Source organism: Acinetobacter sp. V2 (assembly GCF_001188385.1).
Taxonomy (GTDB): Bacteria; Pseudomonadota; Gammaproteobacteria; order Pseudomonadales; family Moraxellaceae; genus Acinetobacter; species Acinetobacter oleivorans.
Genome location: NZ_JZFB01000003.1, coordinates 14298 through 31188, shown reverse-complemented (window position 1 = coordinate 31188; position 16891 = coordinate 14298). Strand labels below are relative to the sequence as shown.

The following is a 16891-nucleotide window of genomic DNA, read 5'->3' as shown; positions in this document are numbered from 1 at the left end:
CCCAAGCCATTAAACAACACAATCAGCTCGTTCAAACGATTCAACGTAATGAAAGTTTGCTTAATACAGCACAGCAATGGCAACAACAGGTTCAACATATTGTTGAGTGTTTATCGGAAACCGAAAAACACGCATGGCAGCAGTCAAGTAGCCAAACGGCTAAGCAGACTTGGACTATTCTTGATGCACGCGCCAAGCAACTTGAGCAACAAGAACAGCTTGCACAGCGTTTTGAACAGCAGCAACAAGAACTTAAAATGCTGGCTACCAACCTTGAGCAAATGACCAAGCAAATTGATGAGGTCGATCAAAATCTCAAAGAAATTACGCTTAAAGGCCAACAAAATAATGAAAAAGCGGTGTCGCTCATTCAACAAATGACTGGCCGCGCTGATATTAAACCGCACGAATGGTTAATTGAGCACGACGCTAAACGTCAGCAGCAACAAACGGCGTACCACGAAGCTAAACAACGTTTCGAACAAACCAGACAGCACTTTGAACAACAAAAACAGGCACTTGATCAGCTCAAGCATCAACATCAACACACCTCGCAACATCAGCAGCAGGTTGATGAACAAATTCAAAACTGGTTAAAGGCTCACGCTGATTTTCAAGCATCTGCTCTTACGACGCTCATGCAAATCAATTCCGCCCAAGAGCAAGACATTCGTAACCGACTTAATCATGCCGAGCGTTTATTAAGTGAAGCTTCTTCTGCCCTTAAAACCATGCAAGAGCAATTGAGTGAGCACTTACAAACTCAGCCAGATATTGAACATGAAAAGCTTGTTAGCTTTATTCAAAACAATATTGCAGAGCTTAAAGCACAACTTGAAGTACGTGATCGACTTAAGCTTAAACTCGAAGTGCATCAGCAAAATCTTGCGAAGCAGCAACAATACGCTGAGCAAATTCAAAACATTCAGCAAGAAGAACATCGCTGGAGCAAAATTTCAGGTCTGATTGGCGATGCTAAAGGTAAAGAGTTCCGTGACTATGCTCAGCAATATCACCTAGATATTTTAGTGGAACATGCCAATCAGCAACTGGCGATGCTTTCTCAACGTTACACGTTAAAACGTCTAGATCAGTCTTTAAGCCTTGCGATTATTGACCATGATATGGATGGAGAAACTCGCTCTGTTGCCTCTTTATCTGGCGGTGAATCATTCTTAACTGCCCTTGCCTTGTCTTTAGCCATTGCCAATATGGCCTCAGGTTCAATGAAAATTGAATCTCTATTTATTGATGAAGGCTTTGGTACTTTAGATGCTTCGTCTTTGCATATGGTTATGAATGCTTTAGACCAATTGCAAAATCAGGGCCGTCAGGTCATTCTCATTTCACATATTCAAGAAATGCATGAACGTATTCCTGTACAAATTCAGGTGAAACCACTCGGCGCGGGCGCAAGTACAATTGAAGTCGTAGGTTAATTTATTAGGATTTCATATCTTAGACTTGATTAAATCTTATAGAATAAAGGGGCGTATTATTTACGCCCCTTTGTTTTTGTATGGTCTTGTACTAATTTTTTATTTTTAAAACATCAAAAATTAATTAACGCAGAGCACTACAACTGCAAAACCAATACAGTACAAGCCGAACAAATGCCAACGCCCATGTTCTAACCATGATGACAACCATTTTAATGCCAAAAGGCCAGCACCAAAGCTAAAGCACATACCCAACAAGCTTGGAACCATCGAATGGAACACTTGTCCATGAGCAACCGTTTGTAAGCCTTGAGCATGAACTAAACGATATAATTCTTTTAAAATCACTGCGGGTGTTAATACCACAGCCAACGCAAAACTGAACTCTTCAGCCTTTTGACGTGATACCCCTAAAAATAGCCCTGTGGAGATGGTTGCACCAGAACGTGAAAAACCACGGAAAGGTAAACATAAAGCCTGCACCGCCCCAATAATAGAAGCACTACGCAAACTAATTTCACCCTGCTGACCACGATCTAAACGCGAAGATAAAATAATCAGGACACCTGCTGAAATTAGCGCTGCTGCCATGAGTTTTGAGTTACTAAACAAATGCTCAATTTCGAAACTGCTCGCGCCGCCGAAGAACACATGTTTAATCAGAGATTGAAGCGCTAAACCGAGCACGCCTGTAATAAGCGTTGCCAAAATAATATAGAAGGCTTGTTTTTTAAAACTTTCCCATGAGGAAAAATAGGTTTTTTTCCAAGATTTCCAAAAGTAAACGATCACTGCAAACATCGTACCTGTATGTAACATCACAAGTAAGAAGGTCATATCAGGTGCAGATGGATCATACCCCATTAACTTTTCAGCTAAAATAACGTGTGCGGAACTAGAAACTGGCAATAACTCAGCGAATCCCTGAATGATTGCCAGAATAAAAACATGCAATAAATCCATACATTACATACTCAAATATTAAAATATCTGGGTTATAAGCTAGGAAAATTAAATTTAAATTAACAAATTACAGTTACCCGACAAAACGTTTATCTAAATTGTAAAAGTCATTTTTTCTCAACTTTATCGCGCTTTCCAAATAAAGCTGTTCCTACACGTACCATGGTTGAACCTGCTGCAATCGCAGCGTCTAAATCACCTGACATTCCCATGCTTAATGTGTCCCATTGTTCTGGGTGGGCATGTTTTTCTTTCACAGCATCAAACAAGGCTTTAGCATCCGCAAAAGCAGCAGTATTGTCTGGTGCTGGAATTACCATTAAGCCACGTAGTTTAATTTTTTCTAATTGGCTAATTTGAGCGACTAACTCGGCAACCTCATCTGGTGCACAACCATCTTTACTGTCTTGCCCGTCAATATTCACTTGCAAGCAAATATTCAAGTCAGATTGATCTTGAAGTCTTTGATTAGATAATCGCTCAGCAATAATTAAACGATCTACACCATGCACCCAATCAAACTTTTCAGCCAAATGTTTAGTCTTGTTGCGTTGAACATGACCAATAAAATGCCATTCAATTTCTAAATCGTGTAAAGCTTCGATTTTTTCTAAAGCTTCCTGTAAATAGTTTTCACCAAATGCTCTTTGCCCTGCTGCATACATTTCACGCAAACTTTCACTCGGATGTGTTTTTGATACGGCCAAAAGTTGCACAGTTTCAGGCGAACGCTGAGCATGTTCACAAGCAACTCTGATTTGCTGTAATACGTGCTGCCGCGCATCTTGCAGGTAATTCATTGACAAGGTTCTCATTTTCAAAAAACTTTTTTGCTTTTCACCTAAAGCGAGGTGTTGGTAAGCCTCGGTGAAAGCCGTATATTATTCTACAAAATAATGACATATTTTGATTTACTTGGGGAAATTATGGATATTACAGAGCTACTCGCCTTCTCTGTGAAAAATGGCGCGTCCGATTTACACTTGTCTGCTGGCATGCCACCGATGATTCGCGTTGATGGTGAAGTCCGTCGCATTAACTTACCGGCTCTAGATCATAAAGATGTTCACCGTCTAGTCTATGACATCATGAATGATAAACAACGCCGAGACTACGAAGAAAAGCTTGAAACCGACTTTTCTTTTGAAGTGCCAAATGTTGCTCGTTTCCGTGTTAACGCGTTTAACCAAAACCGCGGTGCTGGTGCAGTATTTCGTACCATTCCATCTAAAGTGCTTACTATGGAAGATTTAGGCTTAGGTCAAATCTTTAAAGATATTTGCGACTATCCACGTGGAATCGTACTCGTTACAGGTCCAACAGGTTCGGGAAAATCTACGACGCTTGCAGCGATGATGGACTATATCAACGAAAATCGTTATGACCATATTTTAACGGTTGAAGACCCTATCGAGTTTGTACACCAATCGAAGAAATGTTTGATTAACCAGCGTGAAGTACATCGTGATACACATGGCTTTAACGAAGCACTTCGTTCGGCACTGCGTGAAGACCCCGATATTATTTTGGTCGGTGAGATGCGTGACCTTGAAACCATCCGTTTAGCACTTACTGCTGCCGAAACGGGTCACTTGGTATTTGGTACGCTCCATACGACTTCTGCTGCAAAAACCATTGACCGTGTGATTGACGTATTCCCTGCCGAAGAAAAAGACATGGTTCGTGCCATGTTGTCAGAATCTTTACAGGCCGTTATTTCGCAGACCCTGCTTAAAAAGAACGGCGGTGGGCGTGTAGCAGCACATGAAATCATGATTGGTATTCCTGCCATTCGTAACCTAATTCGTGAAAACAAAGTCGCCCAAATGTATTCATCAATTCAGACTGGTGCAAATCATGGCATGACGACACTCGACCAAAGCTTAAAAGGTCTAGTTTCTCGTGGTGTGATTAGTCCACAAACGGCTCGTACTGCTGCAAAACAGCCTGAATCATTCCTATAAAAATAATTAGAGAATAAATATGGATTTTAATGACTTACTCAACCTCATGGTTGAAAAAAAATCATCCGATCTTTTTATTACAGATGGTGTTGCACCATCTATGAAGATTAACGGACAAATTGTTCCAATTTCAAAGAATAGTCTTTCAGGTGAGGTTATTGGTCAACTATTACATTCCATCATGAGCGAAAAACAGCGCAAAGAATTTGCGGACACTCGTGAATGTAACTTTGCCATTATGAACCGTGATAAAACTGCCCGCTTTCGTGTGAGTGCTTTTCAGCAGCGTGACATGCCCGGCATGGTACTACGTCGAATTGAAACTAAAATTCCTTCAATTGATGACTTACAGTTACCGCCTGTTCTTAAAGATTTATCAATGACCAAACGCGGTATCATTATTTTTGTTGGTGCGACAGGTACGGGTAAATCGACGTCTTTAGCTTCAATGATTAGCTATCGTAACCACAACACTAAAGGTCATATCATTACCATTGAAGACCCAATCGAATTTATTCACGAACATGCAGGCTGCATCATTACCCAACGTGAAGTCGGAATCGATACGGACTCATTTGAAATTGCCTTAAAAAATACTTTGCGACAAGCACCAGATGTCATCTTGATTGGTGAGATTCGATCTCGTGAAGTTATGGACTACGCGATTGGCTTTGCTGAAACAGGTCACCTTGTATTAGCCACAATGCACGCCAACAATGCTAACCAAGCACTCGACCGTATCATTCACTTCTTTGAAAGTGACCGCCACAGTCAGCTCTACATGGACTTATCTCTTAACTTAAAGGCCATGATTGCTCAGCAACTTATTCCAACGCCTGATGGCAATTCTCGCCGCGCCGCAATTGAAATTTTAATTAACTCACCATTAATTTCAGATTACATTCGTAAAGGTGAAATTCATGAAATTAAAGATTTAATGAAACGCTCACGTGAACTCGGTATGCAAACCTTTGACCAAGCATTGTTTGATCTCTATAAAGCAGGCCAAATTACCTACAAAGATGCATTAAAACATGCCGACTCACCAAATGATTTACGTTTGACGATTAAGCTTGCTGAAGAAGGACCTGATCAAATTGTAGGCACAAATCAGCATTTAACTTTCGACCGACAGTAATTTCCTCATAAAAAAAGGAAGGTTAAACGTAACCTTCCTTTTTTATTTGTTTTCTTTGTGTGAAAACGATTATTTCTTGCGCAGAACTTCCTGACATTCAGGTTCGTTACAGTAACCGTAGAGGTTTAATGAGTGACCCGTTAAGGTAAACCCATGTTGGTCTGCTACAGCATGCTGTTCCTTCTCGATAACATCATTAGTAAATTCAATAACTTTGTTGCAATTATGGCAAACCAAATGATCGTGATGATCTTCTTGCATAATTTCGAAAACAGAATGATTATTTTCGAAATGATGACGCTGAATGATACCTGCAGCTTCAAATTGTGTTAACACACGGTAAACTGTCGCAAGACCGACATCTTCCCCTTGTTCTAACAAAGTCTTGTAAATATCTTCAGCACTAAGATGATGTTGCTTTGAATTTTCTAATAATTCCAAAATCTTAATTCGTGGAAGGGTAACTTTAAGTCCAGCTTTGCGCAAATCTTGATTGGAAATAGGCATGAAAAAAGGTCTCTCAACAAATCTCAAGTTGGAATAGGCAATAGAATTTAGATGAAGTATGATCTATCCTTTGATCAAATGCATCATAATTTATTGGGATAGTGTAGCAAAATGCAAAAACTCGTGCTGACGTTATTAGTCACTTCACTCCTTGCTGGTTGTTCAATCTTTGGTGTATATAAGGTTGATATTCCTCAAGGGACTCCTTTGACCAAAGCTCAGGCCTCTCAAGTACAAGTCGGCATGAATTTCCAGCAAGTTCGTTTTTTGCTTGGTAGTCCAACTGTGACTGATCCCCTCAATCCTCAGCGTTGGGACTACATTTACAACTATATCCCGGGAACTTATGCTAAAAAGGCAAAAATCCCCGCAGCACATGGTCAGCATTTAAAAATTTACTTTGATGGCACTGGCACAGTAACTAAAATTGAAGGTTTAGAAACTATTCCAGAATCGCAACCAGGTTTACCTGCTTCTAAAGAAGCGATTTTAACTGCCCCACCACTATAATCGTTTTTTCTAATAAAAATAAACCCCTCAAGTGAAATACTTCGAGGGGTTTTATTTATGGGGCTTATTGCTTTAAGCGATTACTTTTAATATATCGCCCCACAGGATTTTTCTCGGCGCGGTTACGGCGTATATCCTTAGGATTAATCGTTAAAGGCCGATAGACCTCTACCCGATCACCTGCTTGTAGTACTGCATCAGCTTCTACTTTTGCACCAAATATGCCAAGTTGTAATGGCTCCGGCAAACTTACCTGTGTCTGCAATCCACTCGCTTCAACGGCTTGTAATGCTGTCATTCCAGCTTCAAATGGAACAGCAACTAAAAACTGTTGCTCTGGGGCTGCAAAAGCAACCCACACTTGCTGAGCTTTTTCCATCAGATAATTTGTCCAACTACCGCAATCATGGCAATTACAATTGAAAGCGGTAAAACAATACGTACCGCAATACGCCACAAGTTATAGAACAACTCATTGCTAAAATTCATTGATTTACGCAAGTGGCTAATTTTCATAATCCAACCAGCAAAAATTGCATAGATCAGGCAAATGAGTAATCCCCAAAGCATCAAAATCAGCGTAAAGAGGCCGTGAAGTTCAGGCACAGCCCAAACAGCAATTGCTACAACAATAATTACCCACTGTAAAACGTACATCAGTTGACGTTGAGCAAGCTGTTCTTTAGCAAGTTGAATAAACAGAGCTGTTGTCATTACCGCAGTAAAAATCCAAGTAAAAACAGGAAGCTGTGCTTGAAGAGAAAAGAAACCAAACGAAACGACAGCAATTAACTGAGCTAACCAGATTGGAAGTACAGTTCTTGTAGCGCCTTCTTGAGAGTGAATTACAGACAAGCTATTTTGCCAGTAAAGTCCTAAACCTAAACCACTGGCAACAAGAGCAAGTACCGTTGCATTACCCCACTCTTTAAACTCAACGTTTGTCCAATGCCAAGGCTGTAAAGTCGTTCCCATTGTATTAGCTAAAACAATAGAAGCGATTACACCGACTGTCATTAACACAATTAAAATCTGACGTGGAATAAAAGATAAAATTAAAGCCGCAACTGCAAGACCAGCAAAAACAATTTGCCCAGAAACGCTGTTATTGAGCTGTACTGTCAGTAAATTGCCAGCAGTACTCAGTACATTCCCGGCTAAAAATGGAATAAAAATAACTGCAAGCCAACCAGCCAAACGCCATTTTGGTGAACTATCTGCTTCACGAGTTAAACTTGATAAAGCATTTAAAGCAGTAGTCTTCGACCGTTTTGCTAAGGCAATTTCTAAATAACAAACTGGCAGAGCCAATAACAGCATTGTGCCCAACCACAATAACCAGAAATCGATTTGACGATCAATCTGGATCCCCATAGCGGGTGCCAATGTCGCCATAATGATGAAAGACAAGCAAAACGCCATCAGGGGCGATAACCATCGTGACATAGGTATGTCCTGCATTATGCATTCCTTGAAAAAGACTATAGATATTTTGCCCGTCTCATGCCTGAAAATCAAAGCTTGCTCAATAAAAAAAGCAAACTACCGAAACGATAGTTTGCTGCGCTAACTAAAATTATAAGTTTTGTTATTTAAGTTATGCGAAAAACCGAGCAAACCAGTTTTTCCCTTTCTTCTTTTCTTTTTCTCTAATAATTCCCATCATATTTTCTTTTACTGCCCCCACATAATCGGCATCATCATGTTGAATATGGTTAATTAACCATTTTGCTAAAATTTCTTGTAGCTCTTTTTCAACAGTATGTCCCATTTCAAAGCGCTCACGATATAACTCTATTTTTTTAATAAATAAGTCATGTACACGTTTATGTGGTACACGATATTTATAATCAGCTTCCTCTTGTAAACTTTCTTCGAAAGTAAAATGAGATTGCGTGTAATCAATAATATTATCTAAAACATTTTTAATTCGACGTCTATCTTCATCATCTTTTACATCATCAATTTCATTAATATAATCAAGTATTCGTTTATGTTGCTCATCAATAACATCAATACCCGTATTATATTCTGAAGCCCATTTCATTTTCATACATCTCCCCAATGATGTTCAATGACTATTGCATAAACCTCATGATATATTTAAAGAATATAAATAAAAACAAAGCTATTTTGTCGGGTTTATCATATAAAAATTATATCAAACATAAATTATTGTTTTTATTTATTTTTTAAAAATTTAACCAACCAAAATAATAAAGTATTTTTTAAACAAAATACTTTATTATTAAACGTTTAATATATATAGATATTCCTATTTATATATTTCAAATATACTTTATATTAATATTGATCTGCACGAGTAATACGCTTAAGTTCAGGATTTTCCTGCTCACGCTTTAATCTCTCTACATGAGTAATTGCTTTTTTAATTGGTTCGCCATGTTGAAATAAAATCATTTCACCGGGTTGATAAGGTGTCCAATTTTCATTATGTGTTAAAGGTTCAGTTGTTATTACTGCTACACGATCTTCAGGCGTTGTTACCTGACTAAAATCAACTTCAACATCCAAATCAATTAAATGAGCCTGATTAAATGGATATTCTCGAACCAACCAATGTAATTTAGTAATCGCATAACTAAATAATGCCTTGCCATTCGATAAGCAATAATTAAATGTGCCGTACTCAGCAATTTGTGGCGAAATTTTTTCTAATACTTCAAATATCTGCTCAAGGCTTGGCTCTTCATAGCCAAAAGCTTCAACGAGTTGATCGAGCAAGTAACAAAATGCGCGTTCACTGTCTGTATTGCCCACCGGCGTAAAACGTCCACTTAGTGGTGGATCAAAGTCATGTAAATCACCATTATGGGCAAAAATCCAATGACGCCCCCACAATTCTCGGATAAACGGATGAGAATTTTCTAAAGTGATTTTACCTTGAGTCGCTTTACGAATATGTGCGATCACATTACGTGATTTAATAGGATAATTACGGATAAGATCGGCAATTGGAGATTCAACTGCCGACTGGTTATCGACAAATAAACGGCAAGCTTTATCTTCGAAAAATGCAATACCAAATCCATCACTATGATCTGAGGTAATTCCTGCACGCTGTGAAAAACCACGGAAAGAAAAAGTAATATCCGTTGGTGTTGCACAATTCATTCCTAATAGCTGGCACATATCGCTTTTAAACTACTTCTAATTACCCCATCTGCTCTATTGTGCATGAGAGTAAAATTGCTTGCAAATCTCAATATGTGCTGGCTATTAGAAAATAGAACATATGATTAACGCTGACCCATTTTATTCATGACAAATGAAGTTGCCACTTTATTCACTTCCAGAAATACAAAATAATCTAGACAGTTAAACTCTTCATCAAAAAAAGCCTGTTTCGATAGTCTTGATTGCATGCTCAAATACATTTGGAACAACTTTGGCATACGTTCATCTTGTGGAAAGCTAAACTCAGGATATTCAGGTTCGTAGATTTTTTTCGAACGAATATCAATAGTTTTACTTTCAGATAATTGCTGAATCTGGCGATGCGTGTAGTACGCTCTAGCCAAATTATCTTGCAAATGAATACTGACACACCCCATCAAATATTTAGCGCGCATTGACCATAGCACTTTCGGTGCAAGGTTCAACCATAGTGTCGATAATGCTTTACCATTACGAAAACGAGGATGAACACAGGTACGCCCTATTTCTAATACATTAGGAAGATGTGATAACTGAGGAACAATATCAAACTCATGTGCACTGTAGCTTTGTGCAATCTCATGACCTTGAAATAATTTTAGACGGGTATACGCGACAATTTCTCCAGTCCACTTTTCACGTAAGACTGCATGCTCACAACCAAAATCATAAATGTCTTGGTCTAAGTTATCTTCAAAATGAATTCCAAATTGTTGGCTAAATTGTTGTGCACGAAACCGCTGTACATCTTGTAATTCTTTTAAATTATCAACCCATTCAAAACGAAATTGTGTCTGATTTATTGCTTTATGACGATTTAAAGGTAAAGTCCAGGTTTGGCGATATTGATTAAATTTTTCCAGCATAATGAACGCTCCTAGTGACACCCCTTACACTAGTCAAAGCTCATGACAAAAAAATGACCAAATTAAAATGGTATAAAAAAAGACCACCTAGGGTGATCTTTTTATTGAGAATAACGGATTTCTTAAGCTGTTTTAGTGCGATTAGAAATGAGTGTTCCAACCCCATGATCAGTGAAAATTTCTAGCAATGTTGCATGTGGTACGCGACCATCAACAATATGTGCGCTCACAACACCACCTTTAACAGCATCAAGTGCACAGCCTACTTTAGGAATCATACCGCCATAGATCACGCCTGTTTCAATGAGGCGATCAACTTCTTGCGTAGTAAGGCCAGTTAACAGATTTTTATTTTCATCAAGCACACCAGTAATATTGGTAAGCAAAATTAACTTTTCAGCGCCTAGTGCTTCTGCAACCTTACCTGCAACTAAATCAGCATTAATATTATAAGTATTGCCTTCTTCATCTACGCCTAATGGCGCAATCACTGGAATAAAGTCACTTTGAGTGAACATTTCCAATACATCTGTTTTAACGCCAGTCACTTCACCAACCATACCCAAGTCGATATGTTTGATAGAACCGTCTTCTTCTTGCTTTTCCATAAGTAATTTACGGGCACGAAGTAAATTACCATCTTTACCTGTTAAACCAATTGCACGGCCACCATGTTTATTAATCAGGTTAACAATTGATTTATTTACGCTACCACCTAATACCATTTCAACCACTTCCATGGTTGCAGCATCAGTTACACGCATACCGTCAATACGGTCAGACTCGCGGCCTAACTGCTTTAAAAATGAGTCTACTTGTGGTCCACCACCGTGAACAACAATCGGATTTAACCCGACAGTTTTAAGTAAAACGATATCGCGAGCAAATGAACTTTCGAGCTCCGGATCAGTCATCGCGTTGCCACCGTATTTCACCACCAGCGTTTTACCAGTAAAACGTTGAATATACGGCAAAGCTTCAATCAAGATTTTTGCTTTGTCGACACCGATATGCTGATGTTGGGGCATTACGCCTCTCCTTACTTAGGCCTCTGAAAGTTCTTGTGCAATTTGCGGATAGTGCTCTTGCAACATATCTACAAATTTTTGCTGGATTTCCTTTAATCGTAAAGGATTATCTGCATCAAATCTTACTGTGAAATATTCACCAGTATTTGATGCTCGAATAATGCCAAAACCATCATCAAAATCAAGACGTACGCCATCAATTTTACTGATGCGGGCACCTAAACGATGACTTAAAATTTCAATATCTTGTAATACATACTTTGGATCAGACTGATACGTGCCAATATAGGTATCTTCTGTACAACATCTTTCTGGATAAGGAGCAAATAATTCAGAAATTGTTGCCGCACTCGATTGAGTAAAATATTCCATTACACGTAATGCAGCATATAGACCGTCGTCGTATCCGAAACCACGCCCATCATTAAAAACGTAGTGGCCTGCATATTCTCCACCAAAAATGGCACGTCCATTCGATTGAGATAAATAAGCCCTTAGGAAACTACTTCCCGTGCGAATCATTTTTGCTTTTCCGCCGAGTTGTTCGACCGTTTTTTGAACCATGCGTGAACATTTCACGTCAAAAACAATTTCTTGCTCGGGGTGTTGTTCTAAGCACATTTGCGCAAAAAGTGATAATAAACGGTCTGCTGTCAATATCTGGGCTTTTTCATCGACTAAAACGACACGGTCTCCATCACCATCCAGAGCAATGCCGATATCTGCTTGCTGCTCAACCACTGCTTTACGCAAATTCGTTAAATGAGCTGCATGCGAAGGGTCTGGTGCATGATCTGGAAACTCCCCATTCGGATGAGTTCGTAAAGCAATGACTTCACAGCCCATTTTTTCCAAGATTAATTTTGAGCAGTGTCCAGCAGAGCCATGTAAACCATCTAAAATAACTTTTAAAGGACGTTTTAATTGAATATCTTTAAAAATGGCTTGCTGGTATTTCTGGCAAAATTCAGCTTTAAATTGAGGTAGGGTTAACTCAAGTACAGAAATGGAATGAGCTGGTACATAATTTTGAGCTTCGTCACCCACCTGCTGAATCATTTCCGGAGACGGCGGTTCACCTTTTAAAATCCACTTAATACCATTATCAGATTTTGGATTATGGCTTGCAGTCACCATAATGCCATTGCCACCAAAATCTCTCGCAATGTAATACATCATTGGTGATGAACAACAGCCAATGTTGGTAACTTTTAAACCTTGTTCTATTAAAATTTCTTCAATTAATTGTGCATAGGCTGGACTTGTGAGACGGGCATCATAGCCAATCACTAATTGGGTTTGTTCTGCTTGTTTGTATTGTTGTGCCAATCCGTAGGCAATCGAACGAACAACGTCCGCGGTTAAGTAAGAAAGTTTGCCTCTAATATCGTAAGCACGAAAAATACTTTTTGGAAATGAGTGTCTTACATTCATAGCGTATCTTCTATTTAAAGATCAATCCGATCTATCGCAAAAACATAGATTATTCAAAATTTTTGAAAGGTTTGTTTGCTAAAAAAGTTAAAAGAATATGAGTAAAGCGTGTTGTAATATAATCCATTGTAACATTCAAGATATAAAAAGAAACGCCTGTTCAACAGGCGTTTGATTTTCGTTAATATTTTAAAAAACTTATTGTTTACCCGTGTGACCAAAGCCACCAGCACCACGTAAAGTTTCTTCAAATTCTTCTACTTGCTCAAATTCAGCTTGTACGACTGGCACTAAAACATATTGTGCCAAGCGCTCACCTGGTTCTAAACGGAAGGTTGTTTGACCACGGTTCCAAACTGAAACCATCAACTCACCTTGGTAATCTGAATCGATCAAACCAACTAGGTTACCAAGCACGATACCGTGTTTATGACCTAAACCTGAACGCGGTAAAATTAAACCAGCAAAATTTACATCATGAATATAAATTGCCATACCTGTTTTAACTAAAACAGTTTGTCCTGGTTCAATATCAATTGCTTCATCGACGCAGGCACGTAAATCTAAACCCGCTGAACCTGCTGTTGCATATGAAGGTAAAGGCCATTCTTTACCTAAACGCGGATCGAGCAATTTCACTTGAACTTTCATGGGATTTCCTAAAAATTAAAAAATTAACGCTTTAATAAAGCTTTTAAATTTGCCAGATATTGTTGAGCCTGTTCTTTAGGGTCAACATTAGCCGCAATTTTCTTTTTACGCCCTAACCACTCAAGCTCATCTTGCGGAAGCTCATCAAGGAAACGGCTAGGCGTCATTTGTTTCATCTGTCCACCATTTTTACGCTGTTCCGCTAGAGTTAACGTTAAACCTTGGCGTGCACGTGTAATTCCCACGTACATGAGACGGCGCTCTTCCTCAATGGTTTCTGCTGCAATCGAGTTCTTGTGAGGCAATAGTTCTTCTTCAAGTCCCATAATGTATACATATGGGAATTCCAGACCTTTTGCTGCATGCAAAGTAAGAAGGTTAACTTTATCTGTATCTTCTTCTTCCTGCTGCTGTTCTAACAGGTCAAGCAGAACCAGTTTTCGAATGACACTTTCAATATTTTTTTCATCAACGTCTTCTGCACGGTTAATGAGGTTTTGAATACTGGTAAATAAATTCTCAATATTATCGAGCTTACTTTTCTCTTGTGCAGGTGTTGCAGACTGTTCACGAACGTAATCCATATAACCAGCTTCGTTCATCATTTGACGAACTTTAGGCACAGGTTCATCGTCTTCCAACAATTCACGCGTAAATGTCGCGATAAAGTCAGCAAACTCATGAAGCTGAGTTTCTGCCTTTTTAGGAAGCACCATGCTTAAACGTTGATCAGCAGAAGCACCAAGTAAAGACAAATTATTTTCTTGTGAGAATAAACCTAACTTCTCAAGAGTAACTGGGCCAATCGCGCGTTTAGGCGTATTAATAATACGCAAGAAAGCACTGTCATCTTCTGGGTTAATAATGAGACGTAAATAACTCATCACGTCTTTAATTTCTGCACGAGCGAAGAACGAAGTACCACCAGATAATTTATACGGGATTTGCATTTGGCGAAGCTGTGTTTCTAATACACGCGCCTGAAAGTTTCCGCGATATAAAACCGCATAATCTTTCCAGTTTTTACCGTTCATCAGCTTATGAGTAAGTAAGTCTTTGACCACGCGCTCTGCTTCATCGTCATCATTACGGCAGGTAATAATTCTGATGACTTCACCATGGCCTTTATCACTCCACAATTTCTTATCAAAAATATGCGGGTTATTTTGAATCACACAGTTCGCTGCTTTTAAAATACGGCTCGTTGAACGATAGTTCTGCTCAAGTTTAATAATTTGTAAGTTGGGGAAATCCTGCTTAAGCAAAGCCATATTTTCAGGCTTAGCTCCACGCCATGCGTAAATCGACTGGTCATCGTCACCTACCGCGGTGAACTGGCCCATTACCCCAACTAAAAGTTTCACCAAAATATACTGAGCGGTGTTGGTATCTTGATATTCATCGACCAATAAATAGCGAACACGGTTTTGCCATTTATCACGTACTTCTGCATTTTCTTGCAACAAACGTGTTGGCATAACAATCAAGTCATCAAAATCAACAGCGTTGTAAGCACGTAAATTACGTTCATAAAGCTGGTAAAGATGGGCAAACTGTACATCTTCAGGTGTTTCACAAGTTGAATGTGCTTGCTCTGGCACGATCAGATCATTTTTCCAATCTGAAATTTTCTTCATTGCCTTAGCAATTAATTCTTTGCTTTCTGCACCTGACAAATTGTCGCGATGCATCAAATCCATCAAAATACGTTTACAGTCATCTGCATCTAAAATCGAAAAATTAGCTTTTAAAGGTAAATTTTTAAGTTCTAAACGTAAAAGGTTTAAACCAAAAGTATGGAAAGTCGAAACAGATAAACCTTTTGATTCTTCACGTGACAAAAGCTTGGTCACACGCTCTTTCATTTCACGGGCAGCTTTGTTTGTGAAGGTCATCGCGGTTATACGATGCGCTGGAATACGGCAATGCTGCACCAAATAGGCAATTTTACGCGTAATTACCGATGTTTTACCTGAACCAGCACCAGCAAGCACCAATAAAGGGCCCTGAGTATATTTCATGGCTTCTTCTTGCTTGTTGTTCAATTGACTGGCAGATGACATCGTGTATTACCTCTTAATTTTTCGAGCATGATTATAGTCATCTCTGTTTTAGAATCCCAATAGTAAATCTATGGATATGTATAAATGATGTCTAATAATGCAATTTATGCGCCGCAGAATGTCGTGATTATTTCTTGTACTGCACCCATAAAAAAACCACCCGAAGGTGGTTTTTGAAACAATAAACTAAATCTTATTGTTTAGCATAAATGCTGATTTCTACACGACGGTTTTGTTCACGGCCAGATGCAGTTGAGTTATCTGCGATCGGGTTAGATGAACCATAACCTTGCGCGTCGATACGGCTAGCAGATACGCCTTGGCTAGCTAAATAACTACGTACTGATTGAGCGCGTGCTTGTGATAATGGAATGTTAATTGAATCATTACCAGTGTTATCAGTATAACCTGTTACAAGAATTGCACTCTTGTTATCTTCAGCCAAAGTTTGAGCAACTTTGTTTAAAGTTGAATAGAAGTTTGGCTTGATGTTTGATTTGTTTGTATCAAAAGTAATGCTACCAGGCATAATTAATTGAACAGAACCATCTGGGTTACGGCCAACGTCTACACCAGTACCCGCCATTTGTTGACGTAATTTTTTCTCTTTCTGGTCAAGGTATACACCACCAGCGGCACCAAGAACTGCACCAATAGCCGCAGCACGGTTGTTTTGACGACTAGAGTTTGCATTTGATTTAGAAATACCATAACCAGCTGCTGCGCCAATTAAAGTACCTAATGCAGTTTTATCGTATTCAACACCACCAAGGTTGTTTCCTGTTGTTTGACAACCAGAAAGTACTACTGCTGCCCCTACCACTGTTGAAATAACTAATGCACGCATTGCATGCCTCCTCACTTTGAGTGTTTTGTTGTTGAGTGAATAATGAAACAAAAAGGAAGTATAAAACATTGATATTTTGTTAATAATAAACAGTTTAGTTACTTTTTTGTAATATTTTGATGCACTTTAAGATGCTACCTCATCACAATTTCTTCATTGTTGTCTAAGATATCGTTGTATTTCATATTATGACAGTTATAGTTGAACAACTTTTCTATGGATTTTAGACATTCGGGGTCATTCATATGTCAACTGCACCCAATAAGCAATCTGCGCTAAAAAAAATTACACGTGGACTCACTGT

General features: G+C 38.9%; 17 protein-coding genes. 4 read left to right on the top strand and 13 right to left on the bottom strand.

All coding sequences use genetic code 11. From position 1 onward, the window contains the following. The coding region (locus tag UC75_RS21255) for an SbcC/MukB-like Walker B domain-containing protein (protein ID WP_322842894.1) at positions 1-1439 on the top strand (1439 nt) is incomplete at its 5' end. 120 nt (positions 1440-1559) lie between these two features. Here UC75_RS21255 and UC75_RS11120 read toward each other — a convergent pair. Together UC75_RS11120 and UC75_RS11115 are read right to left on the bottom strand one after the other, a co-directional pair. Next, complete coding sequence (locus UC75_RS11120; RefSeq protein ID WP_049837631.1) at positions 1560-2402, bottom strand: undecaprenyl-diphosphate phosphatase; 843 nt, start codon at positions 2400-2402, stop codon at positions 1560-1562. Between the two features lie 107 nt (positions 2403-2509). Continuing rightward, the gene (locus tag UC75_RS11115; protein ID WP_049837630.1) at positions 2510-3202 is read right to left on the bottom strand and encodes a YggS family pyridoxal phosphate-dependent enzyme; all 693 of its coding nucleotides are present in this window, start codon (positions 3200-3202) and stop codon (positions 2510-2512) included. 126 nt (positions 3203-3328) lie between these two features. Here UC75_RS11115 and UC75_RS11110 point away from each other — a divergent pair, with 126 nt between their 5' ends. Both UC75_RS11110 and UC75_RS11105 read left to right on the top strand, forming a co-directional pair. Beyond that, positions 3329-4366 carry a type IV pilus twitching motility protein PilT gene (locus UC75_RS11110; RefSeq protein WP_003653239.1) on the top strand — a complete coding sequence of 346 codons (1038 nt, stop codon included), beginning with the start codon at positions 3329-3331 and terminating at the stop codon, positions 4364-4366. A 19-nt stretch (positions 4367-4385) separates the two neighbouring features. Next, the gene (locus UC75_RS11105) at positions 4386-5504 is read left to right on the top strand and encodes a PilT/PilU family type 4a pilus ATPase (RefSeq protein ID WP_049837629.1); all 1119 of its coding nucleotides are present in this window, start codon (positions 4386-4388) and stop codon (positions 5502-5504) included. Positions 5505-5573: 69 nt separating this feature from the next. On the opposite strand, the gene fur is transcribed toward UC75_RS11105, so the two are convergent. Further along, a complete protein-coding gene (gene fur, locus UC75_RS11100; RefSeq protein ID WP_004794120.1) occupies positions 5574-6011 on the bottom strand; it encodes a ferric iron uptake transcriptional regulator in 438 nt (145 codons plus the stop codon). A 111-nt stretch (positions 6012-6122) separates the two neighbouring features. Between fur and UC75_RS11095 the strand changes: the two genes are divergently transcribed. Beyond that, the gene (locus UC75_RS11095) at positions 6123-6521 is read left to right on the top strand and encodes an outer membrane protein assembly factor BamE (protein WP_003653245.1); all 399 of its coding nucleotides are present in this window, start codon (positions 6123-6125) and stop codon (positions 6519-6521) included. Positions 6522-6585: 64 nt separating this feature from the next. On the opposite strand, the gene UC75_RS11090 is transcribed toward UC75_RS11095, so the two are convergent. The 10 genes from UC75_RS11090 to UC75_RS11045 form a co-directional block, all read right to left on the bottom strand. Continuing rightward, on the bottom strand, positions 6586-6900 hold the full coding sequence (locus tag UC75_RS11090; protein WP_049837628.1) for an RnfH family protein: 315 nt from the start codon (positions 6898-6900) through the stop codon (positions 6586-6588). After that, complete coding sequence (locus tag UC75_RS11085; RefSeq protein WP_128825255.1) at positions 6900-7967, bottom strand: hypothetical protein; 1068 nt, start codon at positions 7965-7967, stop codon at positions 6900-6902. Before UC75_RS11085 ends, UC75_RS11090 begins: the two co-directional genes overlap by 1 nt. A gap of 151 nt (positions 7968-8118) precedes the next feature. Continuing rightward, positions 8119-8574, bottom strand: a complete 456-nt coding sequence (locus tag UC75_RS11080) for a bacteriohemerythrin (RefSeq protein WP_049837626.1) — start codon at positions 8572-8574, stop codon at positions 8119-8121. A 251-nt stretch (positions 8575-8825) separates the two neighbouring features. Continuing rightward, positions 8826-9674 carry a class II glutamine amidotransferase gene (locus UC75_RS11075; RefSeq protein WP_049837625.1) on the bottom strand — a complete coding sequence of 283 codons (849 nt, stop codon included), beginning with the start codon at positions 9672-9674 and terminating at the stop codon, positions 8826-8828. A gap of 107 nt (positions 9675-9781) precedes the next feature. Then, positions 9782-10564: a GNAT family N-acetyltransferase gene (locus UC75_RS11070; protein ID WP_049837624.1), complete on the bottom strand. Its 783-nt coding sequence runs from the start codon at positions 10562-10564 to the stop codon at positions 9782-9784. A 122-nt stretch (positions 10565-10686) separates the two neighbouring features. Beyond that, positions 10687-11592, bottom strand: a complete 906-nt coding sequence (gene argB / locus UC75_RS11065) for an acetylglutamate kinase (protein ID WP_004794131.1) — start codon at positions 11590-11592, stop codon at positions 10687-10689. 15 nt (positions 11593-11607) lie between these two features. Continuing rightward, positions 11608-13026, bottom strand: a complete 1419-nt coding sequence (locus UC75_RS11060) for a phosphomannomutase/phosphoglucomutase (RefSeq protein ID WP_049837623.1) — start codon at positions 13024-13026, stop codon at positions 11608-11610. Between the two features lie 198 nt (positions 13027-13224). Next, positions 13225-13677: a dUTP diphosphatase gene (gene dut / locus UC75_RS11055; RefSeq protein WP_003653255.1), complete on the bottom strand. Its 453-nt coding sequence runs from the start codon at positions 13675-13677 to the stop codon at positions 13225-13227. A gap of 23 nt (positions 13678-13700) precedes the next feature. Beyond that, complete coding sequence (locus tag UC75_RS11050; protein ID WP_004794135.1) at positions 13701-15740, bottom strand: UvrD-helicase domain-containing protein; 2040 nt, start codon at positions 15738-15740, stop codon at positions 13701-13703. Positions 15741-15933: 193 nt separating this feature from the next. Continuing rightward, positions 15934-16587: an OmpA family protein gene (locus UC75_RS11045; protein ID WP_049837622.1), complete on the bottom strand. Its 654-nt coding sequence runs from the start codon at positions 16585-16587 to the stop codon at positions 15934-15936. Positions 16588-16891 lie beyond the last annotated feature (304 nt).